General features: G+C 72.4%; 18 protein-coding genes. 7 read left to right on the forward strand and 11 right to left on the reverse strand.

The window, feature by feature from the left end; genetic code table 11:
- Positions 1-88: 88 nt before the first annotated feature.
- From IE274_RS07735 to IE274_RS07745, 3 genes are all read right to left on the reverse strand, one after another.
- Positions 89-1,129 carry a beta-ketoacyl-[acyl-carrier-protein] synthase family protein gene (locus IE274_RS07735; RefSeq protein ID WP_190114869.1) on the reverse strand — a complete coding sequence of 347 codons (1,041 nt, stop codon included), beginning with the start codon at positions 1,127-1,129 and terminating at the stop codon, positions 89-91.
- A gap of 107 nt (positions 1,130-1,236) precedes the next feature.
- Positions 1,237-2,058: an MmyB family transcriptional regulator gene (locus IE274_RS07740; protein ID WP_190114870.1), complete on the reverse strand. Its 822-nt coding sequence runs from the start codon at positions 2,056-2,058 to the stop codon at positions 1,237-1,239.
- Positions 2,059-2,510: 452 nt separating this feature from the next.
- Entirely contained in the window at positions 2,511-3,455 is a 945-nt protein-coding gene (locus IE274_RS07745; protein ID WP_190114871.1) for a Gfo/Idh/MocA family protein, read from the reverse strand.
- 598 nt (positions 3,456-4,053) lie between these two features.
- Between IE274_RS07745 and IE274_RS07750 the strand changes: the two genes are divergently transcribed.
- The gene (locus IE274_RS07750) at positions 4,054-4,647 is read left to right on the forward strand and encodes a TetR/AcrR family transcriptional regulator (RefSeq protein ID WP_190114872.1); all 594 of its coding nucleotides are present in this window, start codon (positions 4,054-4,056) and stop codon (positions 4,645-4,647) included.
- Here IE274_RS07750 and IE274_RS07755 read toward each other — a convergent pair.
- Positions 4,608-5,534, reverse strand: a complete 927-nt coding sequence (locus IE274_RS07755) for a DMT family transporter (RefSeq protein WP_190114873.1) — start codon at positions 5,532-5,534, stop codon at positions 4,608-4,610. The two genes, IE274_RS07750 and IE274_RS07755, sit on opposite strands and share 40 nt — an antisense overlap.
- Positions 5,535-5,721: 187 nt before the next feature.
- On the opposite strand from IE274_RS07755, the gene IE274_RS07760 reads away from it, so the two are divergent.
- Together IE274_RS07760 and asnB are read left to right on the forward strand one after the other, a co-directional pair.
- On the forward strand, positions 5,722-6,285 hold the full coding sequence (locus IE274_RS07760; RefSeq protein WP_372447185.1) for a TetR/AcrR family transcriptional regulator: 564 nt from the start codon (positions 5,722-5,724) through the stop codon (positions 6,283-6,285).
- A 325-nt stretch (positions 6,286-6,610) separates the two neighbouring features.
- Positions 6,611-8,452 (forward strand): asparagine synthase (glutamine-hydrolyzing), encoded by a 1,842-nt coding sequence (gene asnB / locus IE274_RS07765; RefSeq protein WP_190114875.1) that lies wholly within the window; start codon positions 6,611-6,613, stop codon positions 8,450-8,452.
- A gap of 48 nt (positions 8,453-8,500) precedes the next feature.
- Here asnB and IE274_RS07770 read toward each other — a convergent pair whose 3' ends face one another.
- Complete coding sequence (locus IE274_RS07770; protein ID WP_190114876.1) at positions 8,501-8,812, reverse strand: hypothetical protein; 312 nt, start codon at positions 8,810-8,812, stop codon at positions 8,501-8,503.
- Between the two features lie 403 nt (positions 8,813-9,215).
- Here IE274_RS07770 and IE274_RS07775 point away from each other — a divergent pair, with 403 nt between their 5' ends.
- Positions 9,216-10,100 (forward strand): LysR family transcriptional regulator, encoded by an 885-nt coding sequence (locus IE274_RS07775; protein ID WP_190114877.1) that lies wholly within the window; start codon positions 9,216-9,218, stop codon positions 10,098-10,100.
- A gap of 160 nt (positions 10,101-10,260) precedes the next feature.
- Here the strand turns inward: IE274_RS07775 and IE274_RS07780 are convergent, their stop codons facing one another.
- Complete coding sequence (locus tag IE274_RS07780) at positions 10,261-11,541, reverse strand: RNA polymerase sigma factor (protein WP_190114878.1); 1,281 nt, start codon at positions 11,539-11,541, stop codon at positions 10,261-10,263.
- A 69-nt stretch (positions 11,542-11,610) separates the two neighbouring features.
- On the reverse strand, positions 11,611-12,033 hold the full coding sequence (locus IE274_RS07785) for a YciI family protein (protein WP_190114879.1): 423 nt from the start codon (positions 12,031-12,033) through the stop codon (positions 11,611-11,613).
- A 194-nt stretch (positions 12,034-12,227) separates the two neighbouring features.
- Between IE274_RS07785 and IE274_RS07790 the strand changes: the two genes are divergently transcribed.
- Entirely contained in the window at positions 12,228-13,052 is an 825-nt protein-coding gene (locus IE274_RS07790) for a peptidoglycan recognition protein family protein (RefSeq protein WP_190114880.1), read from the forward strand.
- Positions 13,053-13,110: 58 nt separating this feature from the next.
- On the opposite strand, the gene IE274_RS07795 is transcribed toward IE274_RS07790, so the two are convergent.
- Together IE274_RS07795 and IE274_RS07800 are read right to left on the reverse strand one after the other, a co-directional pair.
- The gene (locus tag IE274_RS07795; RefSeq protein WP_229909354.1) at positions 13,111-13,791 is read right to left on the reverse strand and encodes a class F sortase; all 681 of its coding nucleotides are present in this window, start codon (positions 13,789-13,791) and stop codon (positions 13,111-13,113) included.
- Between the two features lie 209 nt (positions 13,792-14,000).
- Positions 14,001-14,480 (reverse strand): hypothetical protein, encoded by a 480-nt coding sequence (locus IE274_RS07800; RefSeq protein WP_190114881.1) that lies wholly within the window; start codon positions 14,478-14,480, stop codon positions 14,001-14,003.
- Positions 14,481-14,678: 198 nt separating this feature from the next.
- Here IE274_RS07800 and IE274_RS07805 point away from each other — a divergent pair, with 198 nt between their 5' ends.
- Both IE274_RS07805 and IE274_RS07810 read left to right on the forward strand, forming a co-directional pair.
- Complete coding sequence (locus IE274_RS07805; protein ID WP_190114882.1) at positions 14,679-15,518, forward strand: isocitrate lyase/PEP mutase family protein; 840 nt, start codon at positions 14,679-14,681, stop codon at positions 15,516-15,518.
- Between the two features lie 45 nt (positions 15,519-15,563).
- A complete protein-coding gene (locus tag IE274_RS07810) occupies positions 15,564-16,907 on the forward strand; it encodes an MFS transporter (protein WP_190114883.1) in 1,344 nt (447 codons plus the stop codon).
- Positions 16,908-16,980: 73 nt separating this feature from the next.
- Here IE274_RS07810 and IE274_RS07815 read toward each other — a convergent pair whose 3' ends face one another.
- Together IE274_RS07815 and lpdA are read right to left on the reverse strand one after the other, a co-directional pair.
- Entirely contained in the window at positions 16,981-19,167 is a 2,187-nt protein-coding gene (locus tag IE274_RS07815) for an MMPL family transporter (protein ID WP_229909355.1), read from the reverse strand.
- A gap of 228 nt (positions 19,168-19,395) precedes the next feature.
- Positions 19,396-20,799, reverse strand: a complete 1,404-nt coding sequence (gene lpdA / locus IE274_RS07820; RefSeq protein WP_190114884.1) for a dihydrolipoyl dehydrogenase — start codon at positions 20,797-20,799, stop codon at positions 19,396-19,398.
- Positions 20,800-21,018: the final 219 nt, after the last annotated feature.

The raw sequence follows: 21,018 nt of genomic DNA on the forward strand, positions 1-21,018 counted from the left end.
GACGCTGAGTGCTGCACACGGGCCGGGGTCATGGCCGCACGCGAGTCGGAGTCCGGGATCTCGGCCGGGAGGGGTTGGTCAGGAAAGCTCAGGACTGCCAGCGGCAGCGCAGCGCCGCGGTGGCGAAGCCGGGCCCGAAGGCGACGGTGTAGCCGCGTGCGCCCTCGGGGGGCGGGTCGGCGTGCGTGCGCTCCAGGACGCGCAGGACGCTGACGCCGCCGAGGTTCCCCTCATGGGCGAGGGTGTCGGTGGAGTGCCGCGCGGCGTGCTCGTCGAGGCCCAGGGCCGCCGCGGTGTCGGCGATGATGCGCGGGCTGCCCGGGTGGATGACCGCGAACTCGGGACGGTCCGCGCCGACCCAGTTCTTGAGCTGAGGCAGTACGTCGTCGGCGGCGGACAGCGCTTTCTTGGTGGACACGAAGTGGATGCCCGCGGGGTCGATGCGGCCCGCCTGGCGGTCGACGCTGTGCGGCAGGACGTACTCGAAGGTGTCCTCGATGGCGAGGCCCGGGCCGAGCGGCTCGTCGCTGACGATCGTGGCCGCCGCCGCGTCGCCGAACAGGGCTTTGTAGATCATTGACTCGATCGTGTCGTCGGCATGGTGGTAAATGCCGGACAGCACCTCTCCGGCCACCACGAGGACCTTGCTGCCGGGCCGCGCGGCCACCAGGTCCGCGGCGCGGATCAGGGCCTGGGCGCCGCCCGGGCAGGCCACGGTCGTCAGGGCCACGCGGCGGACCGTGGGGCGCAGGCAGAGCCGCTCGATGAGGTTGATGTCCAGATTCGGGACGGTCCAGCTCGTCGTGTGCGTGGTCACGATGGCATCGATGTCGAGCGGGGTGAGCCCGGCCTCGTCGAATGTCGCCTTGGCCGCCTTCTCCGCCATGGCGAGGGCGTCCTCGAAGGCCGCGCGGGTGCGCTCCTCGATCCCGGCGGAGCCGGAGACGGTGGGGGAGTCGAGCGGCCGGGTGAAGTAACGGGTCCGGACCCCGCAATTGCCGATCACGCGGAGGAACGCGCGCAGCCGCGGGTGGTCCGGGTGGTGGGACCGGATGTCCTCGGCTATCTCCGCGGAGGTGATCTGGTGATCACCCACGACGGTCTGCGGTCTGAGCACATGAGCTGGCATGAAGGGCTCCCACGGGACGCGATCGGATGTGGGGATCTGGGGCCAAAGTACTGCACCACATCGAACATGCGTCCCGCTGTGCTACTCCCTCCGGGCCGAGAAGGGGATCAAGGGGAGCGGAGCATGGGCGTACGCGGGTGGGAGCGCTGTGTCCCGGGATGGAACACCAGGATCATCAGCCGGGCGCCCGGCGCGGTCAAGGGCTGGGCGGCGCACATCGTGACCCAGCCGGGGCCGAGCTCGGCGTGCATGAGGGGGCGCTCGTCGCCGTCGGGGTGAGGGAAGGGGCGGCCGGCGCCGTAGAGGGGGGCGGTCTCGGGGTCGGCCAGGGCCTCCTTCTCGATCTGGCGGAGCGTTTCGTCCTCGGGCCGGGAGGCCAGGGCGCCGCGCAGCTGCGGCAGCACCATCGGGGCCCACGCGGTGTGCCAGTCCAGGAGGTGCGCGCGGCCCACCGGGTCGAGGACCATCCAGCGCATCACGTTCACCGGGACCTGGCTGTCCGGGAACATCTTCGTGAAGGCCTCGTTGTAGGCGAGCATGTCCCAGGACGCGTCGGTGACGTACGCCATGTGCCGCACGCCGTCCACCGCCTCCTGCCAGACGCCGGGGATCTCCTTGCCCGAGGAAAGATGCAGCGGCCCCGGCGGATCCTGAAGCAGGGCATACCGGCACAGGGACACCCATTCCTGCTCGTTCAGCCCGAACAGCCGGGCCACGTCGCGCAGCAGAGAGGTCGGCGGGTTCGGGTAATTACCCGACTCCAGACGGTGATACGTGCCGAGCGTGCGGTGGAGCAGCTGGTCCACCTGGTGCTGGGAAAGGCCGGGAGCGCGACGGCCCTGCCCCGTGGACCGGACGAACCCGTGCGATTCGGGGGCGATGAGGGCGCGTCGTTCACGGAGCAGAGCGCGCAGCGCCGACTTGTTCATGGTGGGTAATCCCTCTTCGTACACGCCGAGTTGAGCGTCAGCAGTCTAAATATTCGCATCCTCTTTGGGCATAAACATTGCCTGAAGAAAACGATCAGTCGATGCGGCATCATGGAGTACGCGAGACCACCGACCTGCAGGTTTGATCGTCGGTGGGATCGTGGGCACAACTCAGGGGCGTCTTGTTCGAGTGGCTTGAAATTGGCTGAAATTCCTCGGCGTCGGACACCCCCTAGGCCTATGGGGTCGCAGTCGGGTAGTGCGTGGGACCGGTTGTTCGTATTCCGATCTGTGTGGTCGGAAACTGAGCAGTGTGTACCTGCGTGACAGTTACCGCCCGGTTCGGTTCCTGGGTTCACTGGCTGCGGCCGGTGCCGTCACTCGCCATTACGTAGCGGCCACGGTACCGGCCGCCCGTGGTGTTCCGGGCGGCGCGAGTGTCCGGACGTGCTTCAAGAGGCCCGAGTCGGCGGCTGGGCCGGAAGTTCCGTCTCCCTTCGCGCGTCCACTTGTCGTTCCGCGTCAGCGAGGATTTCCGTCACGCGCAGTCCGAAACGTACGTCGCACGCGTGCCGCTCCCCGCCGGCCACCGCGAGCACCAATGCGTCGACCGCTGACCGAAACGCATCGGTCGAATCGCCCCAGCCGGTCTCTCCCCACCCTGTCGGCACGGCCGTCCCGCGCTCGCCGCGGAACTCCAGCGTCAGCCCCTCGGCCGCCCGCGGCGCCCGCAAGGTGAGCGTCGCCGTGCTCGACGCGCCGCCCGCGTGCCGCAGGATCAGGTGGACGGTGTCCGCGGGCCCCGGCGCCGCCGTCACCGACGTGACCTCGCCGAGCACCGCCGTGAGCACAGCAAGCGCGTGCGGTCCGACGTCCCAGAGCCCGCCCTTGGTGGCCCGCCACGGCGAGTCGAACGCGCTGGTGCCGTCCGCCGTGAAGAACGAGCTGTACCAGTCGGCGCGCGCCGTGAACCACGGCCCGTCCTGGGCCTGGCGCGCCAGCCACCGCGCCATGGGCGGCGCGAAGCGGAGCGTGAAGAACACGACGGACGCCACCCCGGCCCGCTCCACGGCGTCGGCGACACCCCGCGCCGCCGCCGGCGAGGTGGCCACCGGCTTGTCGAGCAGCAGATGGCACCCCGCCGCCGCGGCCCGCTCGGCCAGCGGCGCCTGGACGTCCGGCGGCACCGCGAAGGCGACCGCGTCGCTCGCGGCGAACAGCTCGTCCACGTCCTCGTACGCGGTGGTGGCGTGCGCGGACGCCAGCTCGGCCGCCGCCTTCGGGCGGCGGCCCCATATTCCCGAGAGCACGGCGTCGGGGTGCCCGGCGAGTACCGGCGCGTGTGTCTGTGTCGCCCAAGGGCCCGTGCCGATCAAGCCCACTCGAAGTCTGTTCATGCGCGCAGTATGGCGGAGCCCGCTGTGGCGGCTGTGCGGGCATGGCTCGGGATGAGGGGCGGGGTGCCACCGATACCGGCGGGGCCTTCTGACGTGTTCGGTGAGAAGGGGGGGAACCGGTGCGACCTTCGAAGGTCTGGACCTTTTCTTGGTGCGGTCCCCTCTCGCGCGTTCGCGTGGTGCCTGCGTGCGGGTTTGCGTGTATCCGGTGAAGGGGGCGCGGAACGGCTCCCACCGTTCCCCGGGGCGCCCTTCCATTCTCGACGTTCCGTCAACTCTCCGCCGGTGAATGGCAATTCGTGGCCAGGGGTGTGTGCCGGGTGAATTCGCATTCACTTGTGGCTGATAGCCGCTGTCCGAAAGGGTGTGTGCAACGTGTCCTGACTGTCCGGGAGTTCCCGACATCCGGCATTCCGGCGGGTGCGCGCCGGTCGATGTGCCCCGGGGGGTATGGGGAGCGGTGGGCCGCGCCCACCGGCCCTGATCGTGATCGGCGTCTCCGTGTCCCGTCCGCCCGATTCGTGGTCCGCGCGGCGCCCGGCGCCATACGCTCGGAATCGGCTGCCCAAAACGGCTGCCAGCGACGGAAAGTGACGCCATGACCAGCTCGACCTCACACCCGGCGCCGTGCGCGCCGACCCCCGCGCGCCGCGACGCCGAGGCGACGAAGGCCGCGATCGTGCGTGCCGCCCGCCATCTGCTCGCCCGGCACGCGCACACCGACATCACCCTGAAAGCGGTGGCCGAACGCGCCGGTGTGAGCCCGCCGTTGGTCCTGAAGTACTTCGGCAGCAAGGACGCGCTGTTCGCCGGGATCATGTCCTTCGAGGCCGACGCGGGGGAGGTGCTCGACGCGCCGCTGGCGGACCTCGGCCGCCACATGGTCCACCACCTCCTGACCAGCCAGGCCGAGCGCGGCGCCGACCCCATCCTGCGCATCGTGTACGCACCGCTGCACCGCGAGCACGGCTACGTCCTGCGCGCCAACTTCCGTACGCAGGTGGTGCGCAGGCTCGGCGACCGGCTCGCGGGCCCCGACGCGGGACTGCGCGCCGAGCTGGCCGTCGGGATGCTGCTCGGGCTCGGCGTCATGTACGGCATCGCGCGCGGCCCGCACCTGCGGGCGACGGCGATAGCCGAGATCACCGACCGCTACGCCCCCGCCGTGCAGGCCTTCCTGACTCCGGAGTGACCCCGGTCCCGCCGCCTCGGTCCGGCCCCGCCCCGGTGCACCACGATGACCGCGGCGAGCCCGACGGCGAGGCCCAGAGCCGTCTGCGCGCCGAACGGCTCCCCGAACATCGCCGCGCCCCACAGCGCCGTCACCGGGGCCATCAGGAACATCAGCGTGTTGACGCGGGTGACGCCGCCCCGGCGCAGGATCAGCCAGTACAGGCCGTACCCGCCGAAGGTGGAAAGGACCACGAGCCAGCCGATCGCCGCCCAGAACGACGTCTCGGCGACGGGCGCCGCCGCGCCCCGGGCGAGCGCGAGCGCCGTGAAGACGACCGCGCTGGTCATGCAGTGCACGGTCATCGCGGCCGAGGGCGCGACGGGGGTGCGGGTGCGGCGGTCCAGGAAGGTCGCGGCGACCAGTGACAGCATGCCGAGGAACGGCACCAGATAGGCCCACCAGGGCGCGCCGGTGCCCGCCGCCGCGTCGCCGACGGTGACGATCGCCACGCCGGTGAGGCCGAGTGCGAGGCCGAGCCACTGGGTGCGGGACACGTACTGGCCGAGCAGCGGTCCGACGAGCGCGCCCGCGACCAGCGGCTGGGTCCCGTCGATCAGGGCCGTCGTACCGCTGGAGACGCCGAGCTGGATCGCGTAGTACACGGTCAGGAGATAGCCGCTCTGGGACAGGGCGCCCACGACCGCCTGCCGCCCCAGGTCGCGGGCCGTCAGACCGCGCCAGGACGCCCTGGCCACGGTCGCGGCGATCAGCGCGAGGACCGCGGCCAGCGGCAGGAACCGCCACATCAGGACGGTGACCGCGTCCGCGCTGCCCGCGCCGAGCTTGGCGCCGATGAAGCCGGAGCTCCAGGTCAGCACGAATCCGAGGGAGAGCAGGACGTTCACGGTACGCCTCCTGTTGCCCGGGTGAAGTAGACAGATCTGTTTACTCCATGAGGGTGAGTATACAGATCGGTCTACTATGGGAGTGGGCTAGATGTGGTGAGGTGAGTGCATGAGTGAGCACGGGCAGCGTCGATCGGACGCGACGCGGGCGCCGGACAATTCGGGGCAGGGGTCGCGCCGCGTCCCCATGACGCCGGGCGCGCGCAAGGTCCTGGAGGCGGCCGGGCGGCTGTTCTACGAGCGCGGCATCCACGCCGTCGGTGTCGATCTGATCGCGGCCGAGGCCGGGGTGACGAAGAAGACGCTGTACGACCGGTTCGGCGCCAAGGACCAGATCGTCGTGGAGTACCTGGCGGACCGCGACGAGCGGTGGCGCGCCTTCCTCGTCGCATACCTGGAGCGCTCGCGCTCGCCCCGGTCCCGGATCCTGGCCGTCTTCGACGCGTCCCGCGACTGGGCCGAGCAGAGCCTGCCCCGGGGCTGCAGCATGATCAACGCGCACGCGGAGATCGCCGACCCCGCGCACCCCGCGTACGCCGTCATCACCGGCCAGAAGGCCTGGATGCTGGAGCTCTTCACCGACCTGGCCCGCCCTCTCGCCCCGCGCCGGGCGAAGTCGCTGGGCCGGTCCCTGATGCTGCTGCACGAGGGCGGGCTCGTCGCGTACGGCATGGGGATCTTCCCCGACGCGATCGAGCGCGCCCGGCAGGACGCCCAGGCGCTGGTTCGGGCGGCCGTCCCGTCCGGCTGACGGGGAGCCGTTCTCGGCGCGCGGTGATGTTCCAGTAATTGCACATGTGTTGAGTAATTCTTTGCCTGTGGCCGGAAGGCGTCGTTCCGCGCGGCCCCGCGACGGGTGTCGGCGCGGGGCGGGCCGGTGGGGCTCCCTGACGGTTCCTTGACCCGGCCCTCGGGGCGGCCGAAATCCCTTGGGCGGGGCGGGGTCGCCGGGGCGCGGGCGCGTTGACCGTATGCGATCCGGGGCGGAGTCTGGAGAGATAGCTGCCCATTACATCTAAGTCGGCCGTTCAGGACGTACGACCGCGAAGGCAGCCGGACGGCAGGAGGAAAACCGCATGTGTGGCATCACCGGCTGGATCTCTTTCGACCGCGACCTGCGGGCGCACCCCGGGACCCTGGACGCCATGACGGAGACGATGGCGTGTCGCGGCCCGGACGACCGGGGCACCTGGGCCGAGGGCCCCGCCGCCCTCGGGCACCGGCGCCTGGCCGTCATCGATCTGCCGGGCGGACGGCAGCCCATGACGGCGACGACGCCCGCGGGAACCGTCGCTCTGGTGTACTCCGGCGAGACGTACAACTTCACCGAGCTGCGCGCCGAACTCGCCGGGCACGGACACGAGTTCAGGACCGACTCCGACACCGAGGTCGTGCTGCGCGGCTACCTCCAGTGGGGCGAGGGCGTCGCCGAGCGGCTGAACGGGATGTACGCGTTCGCCGTCTGGGACGGCCGCAGGCAGCGCCTCGTCATGGTCCGCGACCGCATGGGCGTCAAGCCGTTCTACTTCCACCCGACGCCCGACGGCGTCCTGTTCGGCTCCGAGCCCAAGGCGATCCTCGCCAACCCGCTGGCCCGCGCGCGCGTCGGCCTTGACGGGCTGCGTGAGGTCTTCGCCTTCGTGAAGACGCCGGGCCACGCCGTGTGGGACGGCATGCGCGAGGTCGAGCCCGGCACCGTCGTCACCGTCGACCGCGAGGGACTGCGCAGCCGTGTCTATTGGCGCCTGGAGACCCGTCCGCACCCGCACGGCCGCGACGAGTCCATCGCCGCTGTGCGCTCGCTGCTCGACGACATCGTGCGCCGCCAGCTCGTCGCGGACGTGCCGCGCTGCGTGCTCCTCTCCGGCGGCCTCGACTCCTCCGCCATGGCGGCCCTCGCCGCGGGGCAGCTCGCGGGCTCGGGGGAGACCCTGCGGAGCTTCTCCGTCGACTTCGCGGGACTGAGCGAGAACTTCGTGCCGGACCAGTTGCGCGGCACACCGGACACCCCGTACGCCCACGACGTGGCGCGCCTCGCGGGCACCGACCACCGTGACATCGTCCTGGACGCGCAGGCCCTCGCCGACCCCGAGGTGCGCGCGAAGATGCTGACCGCCCGTGACATGCCGGTCGGCTTCGGGGACATGGACGCCTCGCTGTACCTGCTCTTCCAGTCGATCCGCGAGCACTCGACGGTGGCCCTGTCCGGCGAGTCGGCGGACGAGGTGTTCGGCGGCTACCTCCAGTTCTTCGACGAGGACGCCCGGCGGGGCGGCACCTTCCCCTGGCTGGTGCGGCACGCCGAGACCCTGGGCGACGAGACGGGCGTGCTGCGCGCGGACGTCCTGGCCGCGCTCGACCTGCCGACGTACGTCGGCGACAGCTACGCGACGGCCGCCCGCGCCGTCCAGCGCCTCGACGGGGAGAGCGACTTCGAGTACCGCATGCGCACCGTCAGCAACCTCTATCTGACCCGGTTCGTGCGCTCGCTGCTCGACCGCAAGGACCGCGCGAGCATGGCCGTGGGCCTGGAGGTGCGGGTGCCGTTCTGCGACCACCGGCTCGTGGAGTACGTCTACAACGCGCCCTGGGCGCTGAAGTCCTTCGACGGCCGGGAGAAGTCGCTGCTGCGGGAGGCCGCCAGGGACAGCCTGCCGCGCTCCGTCTGCGACCGGGTCAAGAGCCCGTACCCCTCCACCCAGGACCCCAAGTACGCGTTCGCGCTCCAGGAGAACGCCAAGGATCTCCTGGCGAGCCCCGGGCACCCGGTCTTCGGCCTCGTCGACCGCGAGGCCCTGCGCCGCCTCGCGCACCGCGAGACCCCGCAGGTCAGGCCGGCGTCACGACGGGGTCTGGAGCGGGCGCTCGATCTGGCGCTGTGGTTCGACCTGTATCGGCCGGAGGTTCCGCTGGGCTGAGGTCCGTCGGTGGCGCGGTGGCGCGGTGGCCGTGGGCGGCCGGGGGCCTCAAGGGCCGGAGCAGTTGCGGACCGTCGGCTGCTGCTGGGGGACCCGGGTGGGGTCGGCGGTCGTGAGGGTGTCCAGGAACCGCTGGAGCGCGGGGGTGCCGCGGGTGTCGAGGCCGCGCCGCACCGGGGGTACGACCACGCTCCGCCGGGCGCCGCCGGAGCCGCAGGTGTCGGGGTCCTGCCCGGTGTGGACGGCCGCCGCCCGGCGTATGAAGTCCGCGGGCGTGATCCCGAGGCGGTCGGCGTGCCGGAGCACGGCGGCGTACTCGTCGGGTGGGAACAGGACCTGCACAGCCTTTGGACCGTCCATGGACGCATGATGCCGTCCGGATCGGCTGCGCGCGGTGCGGTTGGCATATTCGCCCTCGAAGGGGTGGCGCGGCCTCGAAACGGTGGCGGAGTGGTGGTGGAGTGGGCTCCGGGGTGGCTGTTGCCGTCGCGTGCGGGCCGCGGACACGGCGAGAGCCCCGGCCGGACGGGGGAATCGCGGCCGGGGCTCTCATCTAGTTCAACGGTGAAATAGGGGTGCGCGTTCCCGGGTGGTGGGGTCGTTTTTGTGTGATCCGCGTTACATGACCGGTTCACGGGTGGTTGCCGTCGGCGGCGGCGCCGATTCGCGGGGTCGGAGGCGGCTGGGGCGCCCTGGCCGGATGCGGTGCCTTGATTCAGCTCCGGGCGTCGGCCCGGGAGGCCCAAGCGATAGCTTGGGGGCCGTGACGCTCGATGACCTCCGTGTCTTCCTCGCCGTCTGCCGCGCCGGCAGTCTCAGCGCCGTGGCGCGCGACCTCTCCTGTACGCAGTCGGCGGTGAGCCAGCACGTCAAACGCCTGGAGAAGGAACTGGCCGTCAGTCTCCTGGAACGGCACGCGCGCGGTGTCGTACCGACGTCGGCCGGACGCATCCTGCACGCCGCCGCGGCCGACGGCCTCGGCGGCATCGACCTCGCCCTGCGCCGCCTGCGCGACCTGGTGCGCGGCGAGAGCGGCGCGGTGCGCGTCACCACCGGCGCGACGACGGTACGGCACTTCATGGCCAAGGCCGTCGTCGCCTTCCGGCAGCGCTTCCCGCAGGTCACGCTGGAGTTCCAGACGGCGAGTTCGAGCCGGGCCTGCTTCGACGCGCTGGCCGCCGACGACCTGGACCTGGCCTGGGTCACCATCGGCACGCCGGTGCGGGGCATCGAGCAGCGGCCCGTCGCCGACCTGCCCTGGGTCCTCGCGGTGCAGTCCGGCGACCCGCTCGCCGCCAAGCCGCACGCCGACCTCACCGATCTCACCGCCGCCCGCCTCATCAGGCCCCCGCAGGCGTCCACGTCCCGCGCCCGCCTCGACGCCGCCCTGGCCGACCTCGACCTCACGCCCGACGGACACACCAGCGTCGCCGACTGGGACACCGCGCTGCTGCTCACCGAACTCGGCGTCGGCCAGGCGCTCGTACCCGATCTGCCCGGCTGGCGCGCCGAGAGCCCGCCCGGGCTGCGGCTGCTTCCGGTGCCCGGCCTGCCGCCGCTCTCCGTCGGCTGGGCGGTGCGGCGGTGGGACGCCCTCAGCCCGCTGGCCCGCGCCTTCGCTGACATGGTTTCTGGCGGGGCGCCTTGACCAGTGGGGTCAGCCCCGTTAGGGCGCGGGGCTGTGCCGATGTGCGGCTCCGCCGCGTGGGCGCGCTCAGCGCGCGAAAAGCCGCAGACGCGTCTGCTCAGTACTCGGCAGACGCGTCTGCCGGTGCGCCAACGGCTGCGCGCGCAGTTCCCCGCGCCCCTTACAGGGCTCGCTCGTCCGCCGACGGGGCGTCGGGATTGGTGTGCGGAGGAGGAGAGAGCCGGGCCGCCCGCATCTGCAGGTAGCGGGACTCCGGTCGGCTGAGCGTGCGCTGCGCGGCCAACTGGTAGGCGGTGCGGGCGGCTTCGGGGTCGCCCGCGCGCTCCAGGAGGTGTCCGCGTACCGCTTCAAGGCGATGGTGTCCCGCCAACCGCTCCTCCAGTGAAGCCAGTTCACCGAGACCGGCGCGCGGGCCGTGCACCATGGCGACCGCCACGGCGCGCCCCAGCTCGGCCATCGGCTCCGGCGTGCGGCGCACCAGGATGTCGTACAGGGCGAGGATCTGCGGCCAGTCGGTGTCGTCGGCGCGGGCTGCCTCGTCGTGCAGGGCGGCGATCGCGGCCTGCAACTGGTAGACGCCCGCCGGGCCTTGGTGCAGGGCCTGCTCCACCAGCGCGGTGCCTTCGGCGATCGCCTCGCTGTCCCAGACCGTGCGGTCCTGCTCGTCCAGCGGGACCAGCTCGCCGTGCGGGCCGGTGCGGGCGGCGCTGCGTGCGTCGGTGAGCAGCATCAGCGCCAACAGGCCCGTCACCGCGCCCTCCCGGGGCAGCAGCCTGCGTACGGCGCGGGTCAGCCGGATCGCCTCGCGGGCCAGGTCGGCGCGGTGCAGCGCGGCGCCCGACGTCGCCGTGTAGCCCTCGTTGAAGATGAGGTACAGGACCTGGAGGACGGCGGCCAGGCGCCGGTCGCGGTCCGCGGGGCCCGGCTGGTGGAAGGGCGCGCCCCTTACCTTCTGCTTGGCGCGGCTGATGCGCTGGGCCATCGTCGCCTCCGGCACCAGGTGCGCGCGGGCGATCTCGGCCGTCGTGAGACCGCCGACGGCCCGCAGCGTCAGGGCGATCTGCGCGGCGGGCGTCAGCGACGGCTCGCAGCACAGGAACAGCAGGGTGAGCGTGTCGTCGTCCGACGGGGCGCGGCTCTCGCCGGGCGGCGGCGCGGTGAACGCGTCGCGCGGCGTCATCGCGGCGGCGTTCTCCTCGCGCCGCCGCCGCGCCTCGTCGCTGCGCAGCTGGTCCATCAGGCGCCGCGACGCGACCCGGATCAGCCAGCCGCGCGGATTGTCCGGCACGCCACGGGCCGGCCACTCGCGGGCGGCGGCCAGCAGGGACTCCTGCACGGCGTCCTCGGCCTCGTCGAAGTGGCCGTAACGCCGCACCAGCGCGCCGAGGACCTGCGGCGCGTGCAGGCGCAGCAGGTCCTCGACGTCACCGGTCGCGCTCATCGTCGTCCGCGGGACTCGCGGAGGCGCGCCGGTTCTGTGCGGTGATCAGCGTTCCGATCCGTGCGGTGATCAGCACTCCGGGCCGCCGTCGCCGCCCTCCTGGATGGTCCGGATCACCACCGTCGGGTTCGGGGAGCCCGCGGGCGCCGGGCACTCGTTGATGCGCTTGGCGATCTCCGTGACCCGCTCCAGGCTCTCGCACTCAAGGACCCAGTAGCCCGCGAGGACCTCCTTGGTCTCGCTGTACGGCCCGTCCGTGATCACCGGGCGGCCGTTGTCGTCGACGCCGACGAGCCGGGTCTGCGCGGGCTCCGTCAGGCCCTGGCCGTCGATCATCTCGCCGGACTCGGACAGATCGTTGTTCAGGTTCCCCATGAAGGCGAACATCGCCTGGAGATCCTTCTCGCTCCACGCCGGGCTGCGCTCCGAGGCCTTGCCGCTCATCGCCTCGTAGTCGGCCTGGGACCCCTGCACCATCACCAGATACTTCATGACCGCCACTCCTTGGCTGTGTCGTCACCCCTCATGGGCAACTCTCACAGGGGACGTCGGAGCGGGCGACTCGGTCTCGACAAGTTCCGCGAAGTTTTTTCCGCGAGTTCTCCGGGCCGGTTCTTCGGGATGGCCGTCGCCCGACTGGAGTACTCCGCGGCGCGGGCCCCGGGTCGCGCCACGAGAGTGGGCCCATGCGTGCCTTGCGGGCCCTGGGGGAAACGGTGGCGGGGCGGCTGCCCCGTGCCGCGCGCTGGGCTCTCGCCTGCCTGCCGGGGCTGCTCGCCATGGCCGCCCTCGTGCTGTGCGTGCTCGGGGTGCAGGACGCGGCCGGCGGCGGCGGGCGGCACACCGAGGCCAGGGCGGCCGTGGCGCACCGCGCGGTCAGGCCCGCCATCGTGCCCCGCGAGCGGTGGCTCGGCGACCCCCGGCCCACCACCCCGCCCGCGCACTACAGCGGGCCCGTCGTCGTGGTCTTCGTCCACCACACCGACTCGCCCAACGGGTACGACTGCGCCGACGCGCCCCGCATCATCCGCGCCCTCGCCGAGGGCCAGACCAGCGCCCGGCTGTTCGACGACATCGGCTACAACTTCCTCGTCGACCGCTGCGGCACCATCTACGAGGGCCGCGGCGGCGGCGTCGACAAGGCCGTCGTCGGCGCCCACACCCAGGGCTTCAACCACCGCTCGGCGGGCGTCGCCGCGCTCGGTACGTTCACCGCGGGCAGCCCGGTCCCGGCACCGATGGCGGAGGCGATCGCCGCGCTCGCCGCGTGGAAGCTGGGCCTGGCCGGGACCGACCCCCGGCAGACCGCGCGCCTGGTCTCCAGCAACAGCCTCAGCCGCGTCCCCGCGGGCAGGCACGCCGACTTCCACGCGGTGGCCGGGCACACCGACGGCTACACCACGGACTGCCCGGGCGCCGCGCTGCGGGCCGAGCTGCCCGCGATCAGGGAGCGGGCCGCGGTGCTGCAGGGACGGACGCCGGGCCGCACGACGGTGGCCCGGGGCCACTGAGCGGGGGACCACTGCTCGGTGGGCCGCCGACCCGGTCGGCCACTGTCCGGGCTTCCGGTCAGCGCGCCGTGGCGTACACGATGAGGTTGTCCACCGGGTGCCCCTGCTTGTCGAAGGCGCCGTCGCAGGTGATCAGGCGCAGGGCGCGGGAGCGGGTGGCGCCGTAGACCCGGTTCGTGGGGAAGGCCTGCTTGTCGACGGTCTCGGTGCGGGTCACGCGGAAGTGCGTCGTCTTGCCGCGGGCGTCGCGGACGGCGATGTCCGCGCCCGTGCGCAGCTTCTTCAGGTCGTGGAAGACGGCCTTCCCGAAGCGCGTGTCGTTGTGGCCGATGATGACGGCCGCGCCGCGCTGCCCCGGTACGGCCCCGCCGGTGTACCAGCCCGCGGTCATGCCCTTGTCCGGCGGCGGCACCTCGACCGTACGGTCCGCGTTCAGGCCGAGCCGCATCAGCGAGCTGCTGACGCCGATGGACGGCACCGCGACATGGACGGGCGCGGGGGCCGTCGCGGGCTTGCCGCGCTCCGTCCGGGAGGCCGAGCCCTCGGTGGGGGAGTCGTCCGCCCGCACGGTGTACGTGGACGGGGACTCGGCCCGCGCCCCGTCCCCGGACGAGCAGCCGCCGACGGCGGCGCAGACGAGGGCGAGGCCGCTCGCGACGAGCACGAGGGTGCCCGACGGGCGTCGGCGGTGGGGCGTCCCGTGGTGCGAGCGGGACGTCCGGTGATGCGCAGGGGACATGAGGGCTCCGTGAACGGCGGTGCCGCCCCGGCACTTGTGAAGGGGACCGGGGCGGCACCGCCGTGTTGGGGGTCGGGCCGAAGGGGGGTGCCGGGCTCGGGCCCGACGGGATGCGTCGAGGTGACCGGCCCGACGGCGTGCCTCGGGGTGGCCGGGCCGGCTGCCGGGCGGGGCCGGGAGCGCGTCGGGCCGGTCCGGCGCGGGGTGTGTCAGGCCTGCTGGCGCGCGGTGGCGCGGCGGCGCAGGACCAGCGTGCTCGCGCCCGCGAGCAGCGCGATGCCCGCCGCCGAACCGATCAGGGTGGCCGTGCCGTCGCTGCCGGACTCCGGCCGCTCGCCCGCCGCGACCCCGCCCTCGGGCGCCTGCGCGGCCCGCTTCCGCGCCTCGTCGCCGACGACCTTCGGCTTGGGGGCCGCCTCGGGCGCGGCGGGCTTGTCACCGGCGGCGACGCCGCCACGCGGCGGCGTCACCGACGGGGCCTTCTGCTTGGCGTCCCTGGCGGCCTCCTCGGCGGCCCGCTTCTTCTCCACCACGTCGGGCTTGCTGGCGGTCGGCTTCGGCTTGGGGGGCGCGTCGCTCGCGAAGGCCGTGGCAGCCGGAGCGGCGAGCACCCCGCCCGCCACGACACTGGCGACTACGGTGGCACGCAGGGACGTGCTGCGCTGGGGACGACGGGCACGGTGGGACATAGGGGCTCCATTCCAGCTCTGACTCGGGAGGGCCCGGCGCCGTCGGTCAGGCGGCGCCGGGCCTGTCGCACAGGCTGGCGTGAAGTTATGAGGAACCTGTCAGGTTCCTGTTGGGGTCCGATCAGGGCGGGGGCGGGGGCGGAGGGGTAGGGACCGGGTCCGGGCGGCGCCGGTCGGGGCTTCTGGCACAGTGCGCCCATGACCGAGCCCAGAACCGAACGGACGCCCGACCGGAGCGACCGATTCGAGGCCTTCCGCGCCCTGCACCGCACCGGTGACCCGCTGCTCCTGCCCAACGCCTGGGACCACGCGTCCGCCGCCGCGCTCGCCCGCGCCGGATTCCCCGCCATCGGCACGACGAGCCTCGGCGTCGCCGCCGCCGCGGGCAAGCCGGACGCCACCGGCGCCGCGCGGGCGGAGACGCTGAGCCTCGCCCTCGGCCTCGCCCGCCTGCCCGCGCTCATCACCGTCGACATCGAGGGCGGCTTCAGCGAACGGCCCGCCGACGTCGCCGAGCTGGCCCGCGAACTCGCCGCCGCGGGCGTGGTCGGCGTGAACCTCGAAGACGGCAGGCCGGACGGCACTCTCACCGCCGTCGGCCCGCAGTGCGAGCTGATCCGCGCCGTGAAGGAGGCCGTTCCCGCGCTGTTCCTCAACGCGCGCACGGACGCGTACTGGCTGAACGCCGGAGGGGAGAAGGAGGCCCGCGAGCGCGCCGCCGCGTACCAACTCGCCGGTGCGGACGGCGTGTTCGTGCCCGGGGTGCAGGACGAGGCCGCGATCGCCGGACTCGTCGCCGCCCTCGACGTACCCCTGAACATCCTCTACGCGCCCGGCGGCCGCACGCCCGAGCGCCTCGCCGCTCTCGGCGTGCGCCGCGTCAGCAGCGGGTCGCTGCTGTTCCGGGCGGCGGTGCGGCACGCCGTCGAGGTGGCGCAGGCGTTCACCCGCGGCGCTGTGGGACCGGAGGGGCTGCCGACGTACGCTGAGGCGCAGGAGCTCGCGGCGGACTTCGGTGACGACCGCGAAGTTCCTTAGGGGGCAAGGCGGTTCGGTAGGCAGTCACGGGGACGGGGGACAGGCATGGCCCGGCGCGACACGTCGCGGCGTACGCGGACGGCGGCGGGTGCCGCACCGGGGGAGTCGCTGTGGGCCGACCCCAACTACCGGCTGTTCCTGGCCCTTCAGGGTCTCTCCGCACTCGGTGACTCCTTCTCGCACGTGGCGATCCCGCTGCTCGTCCTGCACGAGACCGGCTCCCTCGCGCAGATGGGTCTCGTCACGGGCCTGACCGGCGTCGCCACGATCGTCTCGGGCCTGTTCGCCGGGGTCGTCGCCGACCGCGTGGACCGGCGCCGCCTGATCGTCGTCACCGACGTCGCGCGGTGCCTCCTCTTCGGACTCATCCCGCTGGTGTGGCTGTTCGCGACGCCGATCTGGCTCGTGTACGCGGTCGTGCCCGTCGCCGGTGTCTTCGCGATGCTCTTCCAGGTGACGTACGTGACCGTGGTGCCCGGCATCGTCGGGCCCGGGCAGATCCTCAAGGCCAACAGCCATCTGTACGGCACGTATGCCGTCGCGGGCGCGGGCGGGCCGATGCTCGCGGGCCTGATCGCTGCCGCCTTCGGGCCCGCGGCGGCCATCGGCATCGACGCGGCGACCTTCGCGGTGTCGGCGGTGGGCATCCTCTTCGTGCGGATCCGGCCCACCGCACCGCCTCCGGACACGGAGCCCGCACAGAACGAAGACGCGGCAGCCGCGGCAGTCGCGTCGGCCCCGGCGGAAGCCGAACAGGGCGGTGTGCTCCAGGAGTTCCTCGCCGGAGCGAGGTTCCTGTGGCAGCACCCCGTGCTGCGGCCCCTGACCGTCCTGCTCACGCTGCTCATCTTCCTCACCGCCGGCATGACCGACGTCATCGTCTACCGAGTGAAGGAGGACCTCGGCCACGGGGACGGCACCGTCGGCTATGTCCTGACCGCCGGGACGCTCGGCACGCTCGCCGCGACGTTCGTGGTCGCCCGGCTGCGCGGACGGCTCGGCTTCGGGGCGAGCTGGATCGGCGCGCACGCGCTCGGCGGGGTCGCCGTGGCCTGCCTCGGCCTGTCGGGCAGCGTGCCGGTGGTGGCGTTCATCGCGGCGGGCATGCTCTTCTGCACCGGCGTCGGCGGCATCAACTCCATGTCGCTGCGCCAGGAGGTGACGCCCGGCCATCTCCTGGGGCGCGTCACCTCGGCGTTCTGGACGATCCACAACGCCCTCGGCCCGATCGGCGCCGCCGTCGTGACCCTGGCCGCCGGAGTGTGGGGCGTGCGGACGGTGTGTCTGGTGGTCGGCCTGTGCGCGGCGGGCATCGCGCTGAGCGGGACGCTGACGGGGATCGGGCGGGCGCGGGCCGGACGGGCGGAGGGCGAACGGGCCGCGCCCTGAGCCGCCCGCGCCCACCGCCCGCCGCGACGGCGCCGCCTGTGACCGTTCGCTGACCGGCGCCGCCGTGCCCCGCTCAGCGCGGCGGACCCGCGCCCGCTCCCGGCCCTCCGTCGGCGGGCTCCCCGGCACCGCTGCCGGCACTCCCGCCCGTACCCCCGCCGTTCCGCTTCTCGTCGCCGTGCCCCGGCCACCACGCGGCATGGCCGATGAGGGCCGTCAGCGCGGGCGTGAACACCATCGCCATGACGAACGCGGCGATGAGGATGCCGAAGGAGAGGGAGAAACCCATCTGGGACAGGGTGGAGTTGCCCGCGAGCATCAGCGTCGCGAACGTCCCCGCGAGGATCACGCCCGCCGAGCCGATCGTCGGCCCCGAGTGGCGCACCGCGGTGCCCGCCGCGTCGTGCGGGTCGCGGCCCTCGCGGGCCTCCTCGCGCAGCCGCGAGACCATCAGGATGTTGTAGTCCGTGCCCAGCGCGACCACGAACAAGTACATGATCACGGGCAGCATGAACATCAGGCCCGGCTGGCTGCCGATCTGCTGGAACAGGATCGAGGTCGCGCCGAGCGTCGCGCCGAAGCCGAGCGCCACCGACAGCATCAGGTACCAGGGCGCCACCAGGCTGCGCAGCAGCAGGCCGAGGATCACCATGATGGCGACGGCGGCCACCGGGAAGACCACCGAATAGTCGCGGTCCACGGCCTTGTTGATGTCGACGTACACGGCCGTCGTGCCGCCCACGAGCGCCTCCGTGCCCGCGGGCGCGTCGTCGTGGGCCGCGGGCCGCAGCCGGTCCTTGACCGTCGCGAGGGCCTTCTCGGAGGCGGGCGGATCGGAGAGGACGACCGAGTACGCGGCCGTCGTACGGTCCTTGCCGACGCGCGGCGCCGCCACCTCGCCCACGCCCTTGACCGACTCCAACTTCTTCTGGAACGCGGCGGGTTGGTCCGCCGCGAGCGGCCGGTCGCCCGACGACGTCAGATACACGAAGGTCGGGTCGGTGCTGCCCGCGGGGAAGCCCTTCTCGAGGTTGTCCTGCCAGACGATGGACTCCTTGTCCTTGGGCAGTGAGGAGCCCGCGAGGTCGAAGTTCGCCTTGTAGCCGAGCGCGCCGAGCGCCAGCGCGGCCATGAAGAGCCCCGAGACGACCGTCCACACGGCGGGCTTGCGGGCGATCGACGCGCCGAGCTTGGCGAAGCCCGTGCCGTGCGGCTCGCGCTGCCAGGACTTCGACGGCCAGAAGACCTTCGTACCGAGCAGCGACACCACGGCCGGGACGAGGGTGAGGCCCGCGAGCAGCGTCAGGAACACGGCGATCGCGAGGGCCGGGCCCATCGAGCGCAGCATGCCGAGCGAGGACAGCGTCAGCGCGGCGAAGGCGACGATGACGGCGCCCGCCGCCGAGGTGATGGCCTCGCCGACGCGCTCCACGGCGTGCACCATGGCGCCCTTGGGATCCTCGCCCGCGCGCAGCGCCTCCCGGTAGCGGAACAGCAGGAACAGGATGTAGTCCGTGCCGACGCCGAACAGGACGACGGTGAGGAGCTCCTGGATGGAGGAGTCGGCCTTCATGTCGAAGGCCTTGTTGGCCGAGGCGATCAGGCCCGTCGCCATCGGCGAGATCAGGCCGATGAGGACGACGGGCAGCAGCGCGATGATCGGGCTGCGGAAGATCACCAGCAGCAGCACGATGATGATCACGATGGTGCCGACGCCGACGAGGATCCCGGCCCGCTCGGAGGCGTCGCTCTCGTCCAGGGCCTGCGCGGCGGAGCCGGTGATGCCGGCCTTCAGGTCGGTGCCCTTCAGCTCCGGCTTGAGGTCCTTGCGGAGCTGCTCGACGGCGTCCTGCTGGTCGGTGTCCTCGGGGTTGGTGATCTTCGGCATGGCGACGACGGCGGTCTGCACGAGCTTGTTCGGCGAGACCTCGCCGGGGTCGATCGCCTGGACTTCCTTGACCTTCTTCGCCGCCAGGTCCTTGGTGACGCGGGTGACGTCCGCGGAGTCCGCGGCGGTGATCCTCGCGCCGTCGGAGCGCTGGAAGACGATGATCGCGCCGACGTTCTGCTGCTGCGGGAAATCACGTTCCTGCAGGTCCGAAGCGCGGATGGATTCGTAGTGGTCGGGCAGGAAGCTCGCCTCGTCCGAGCTGGACGTGAGCTTCGGTGCCAGCGAGATCACGGCTCCCGCGGCGATCACCCACGCGAGAATGATCCACCACGGGCGGCGGACCACGAATCGGCCCAGGCCAGCGAACATCGGCAGCTGCCTCTCCTCGGCCCCCGAGGCACGGCACATCCTGCTCAGGATCTTCCGGAGAGCCCGACTCCGCCACTTGGAGGCCTGCGGGAGGCCTGCGGGAGGCACGCGGGAAGCCCGGGGCCCGGGCGCTCGGGAGGAGAGGCGCCCTGCGCGTGCGACGGCCCCGCCACCCGCGTACAGGGGGGTGGCGGGGCCGTCGTGCGGACAGGCGGCGGGCTGCTCCCGTCAGAAGTTGATCATGTGTCCGGCCAGGCCGTGCACGGCCTCCTTGACGGCCTCGCCCAGCGTCGGGTGGGCGTGCACGTTGCGGGCCACCTCGTGCACCGTGAGGTCCCACTGCTGGGCCAGGGTCAGCTCGGGCAGGAGCTCGGTGACGTCGGGGCCGATCAGGTGGGCGCCGATGATCTCGCCGTGCGTGCCATCGCTGATGATCTTCACGAAGCCGACGGTGTCGCCGAGGCCGTGCGCCTTGCCGTTCGCCTGGAACGGGAACTTGGCGACCTGGACGTCGAAGCCCTTCTCCCGGGCCTGCGCCTCCGTCCAGCCGAAGCTCGCGATCTGCGGCTGCGAGTAGGTGGCGCGCGGGATCATCGGGTAGTCGAGCTCCATGGTCTCGGCGTCCGCGAGGGTCTCGGCAGCGATGACGCCCATGGACTCGGCGGTGTGCGCGAGCATCAGCTTCGCGGTCACGTCGCCGATGGCGTAGATGTGCGGCACGGAGGTGCGGCAGCGGCCGTCGACGTCGATGGCGCCGCGCTCGGTGACCGTCACGCCGGTCGCCTCCAGGCCGTAGCCGGTGACGTTCGGGGCGAAGCCGATGGCCTGCAGGACCTTGTCGGCCTCCAGGACCTGCTGCTTGCCGTCCTTGGCGGTGACGGTGACGCGGACCTGCTCGCCCGACTCGTCGATGCTCTCCACCCGGGTCGACGTCAGCACGTCGATGCCGAGCTTGCGGTACTGCTTGGCCAGCTCCTTGGACACGTCCACGTCCTCGAGCGGCGCCATCCGGTCCAGGAACTCGACGATCGTGACCTTCACGCCGTAGTTGTGCAGGACGTAGGCGAACTCGATCCCGATCGCGCCCGCGCCCGCGATCACCACGGAGCGCGGCAGCTCGTCGGCGAGGATCTGCTCCTCGTACGTGACCACGCGCTCGCTGCGGCGGGTGCCGGGCAGCAGCTTCGGGGTCGCGCCGGTGGCGATGATGCAGTTGTCGAAGCCGATCGTGGTGGTCGTGCCGTCCGACTTCGCCACCTGCAGGGTGTTGGCGTCCAGGAAGGTGCCCCGGCCGTCGAACTCCGTGATCTTGTTCTTCTTCATCAGGAAGTGGACGCCCTTGACGCGGCCGTCCGCGACGGTGCGGCTGCGCCGGAACGCCTCGCCGTAGTCGAAGGACACCTCGCCGTCGACCTTGATGCCGTACGTCTTCGCCTCGTGCGTGAACAGATGCGCCAGCTCGGCGTTGCGCAGCAGCGCCTTCGTCGGGATGCAGCCGACGTTGAGGCAGACCCCGCCCCAGTACTTCTCCTCGACGACCGCTACCCGCTTGCCCAGCTGGGCGGCGCGGATGGCGGCGACATATCCGCCGGGTCCTGCTCCGAGCACGACGACGTCGAAGCGGTCATCCATGGGGTGGTCCTCTCTGCGTTGCACAGTTGCCTGGTACGGATGGGTCGATCATCCGTCATCCGGGCGTCGCGGTGTCGGCCGGGTCGGCCTGGCGCGGGTGCCCCGCCCGTACAACTCGCCGGAGTGCCCGGTTCTTCCGCGCAGGTCGGCGGCGTTTTCCCGCGCCGAGGGGGAGTCCGGCAGCCCTTGTCAGGACCTGTTGACGTACGCGGAACCGCC

It is taken from the genome of Streptomyces flavofungini (assembly GCF_014650815.1).
Taxonomy (GTDB): Bacteria; Actinomycetota; Actinomycetes; order Streptomycetales; family Streptomycetaceae; genus Streptomyces; species Streptomyces flavofungini.

What these genes read in the sequence shown, in the direction of transcription:
- IE274_RS07735 (WP_190114869.1), bottom strand. Translation starts at nt 1,129, where the DNA reads ATGCCAGCTCATGTGCTCAGACCGCAGACCGTCGTGGGTGATCACCAG.
- IE274_RS07740 (WP_190114870.1), bottom strand. Translation starts at nt 2,058, where the DNA reads ATGAACAAGTCGGCGCTGCGCGCTCTGCTCCGTGAACGACGCGCCCTC.
- IE274_RS07745 (WP_190114871.1), bottom strand. Translation starts at nt 3,455, where the DNA reads ATGAACAGACTTCGAGTGGGCTTGATCGGCACGGGCCCTTGGGCGACA.
- IE274_RS07750 (WP_190114872.1), top strand. Translation starts at nt 4,054, where the DNA reads ATGACCAGCTCGACCTCACACCCGGCGCCGTGCGCGCCGACCCCCGCG.
- IE274_RS07760 (WP_372447185.1), top strand. Translation starts at nt 5,722, where the DNA reads ATGACGCCGGGCGCGCGCAAGGTCCTGGAGGCGGCCGGGCGGCTGTTC.
- asnB (WP_190114875.1), top strand. Translation starts at nt 6,611, where the DNA reads ATGTGTGGCATCACCGGCTGGATCTCTTTCGACCGCGACCTGCGGGCG.
- IE274_RS07770 (WP_190114876.1), bottom strand. Translation starts at nt 8,812, where the DNA reads ATGGACGGTCCAAAGGCTGTGCAGGTCCTGTTCCCACCCGACGAGTAC.
- IE274_RS07780 (WP_190114878.1), bottom strand. Translation starts at nt 11,541, where the DNA reads ATGAGCGCGACCGGTGACGTCGAGGACCTGCTGCGCCTGCACGCGCCG.
- IE274_RS07785 (WP_190114879.1), bottom strand. Translation starts at nt 12,033, where the DNA reads ATGAAGTATCTGGTGATGGTGCAGGGGTCCCAGGCCGACTACGAGGCG.
- IE274_RS07790 (WP_190114880.1), top strand. Translation starts at nt 12,228, where the DNA reads ATGCGTGCCTTGCGGGCCCTGGGGGAAACGGTGGCGGGGCGGCTGCCC.
- IE274_RS07795 (WP_229909354.1), bottom strand. Translation starts at nt 13,791, where the DNA reads ATGTCCCCTGCGCATCACCGGACGTCCCGCTCGCACCACGGGACGCCC.
- IE274_RS07800 (WP_190114881.1), bottom strand. Translation starts at nt 14,480, where the DNA reads ATGTCCCACCGTGCCCGTCGTCCCCAGCGCAGCACGTCCCTGCGTGCC.
- IE274_RS07805 (WP_190114882.1), top strand. Translation starts at nt 14,679, where the DNA reads ATGACCGAGCCCAGAACCGAACGGACGCCCGACCGGAGCGACCGATTC.
- IE274_RS07810 (WP_190114883.1), top strand. Translation starts at nt 15,564, where the DNA reads ATGGCCCGGCGCGACACGTCGCGGCGTACGCGGACGGCGGCGGGTGCC.
- IE274_RS07815 (WP_229909355.1), bottom strand. Translation starts at nt 19,167, where the DNA reads ATGTTCGCTGGCCTGGGCCGATTCGTGGTCCGCCGCCCGTGGTGGATC.
- lpdA (WP_190114884.1), bottom strand. Translation starts at nt 20,799, where the DNA reads ATGGATGACCGCTTCGACGTCGTCGTGCTCGGAGCAGGACCCGGCGGA.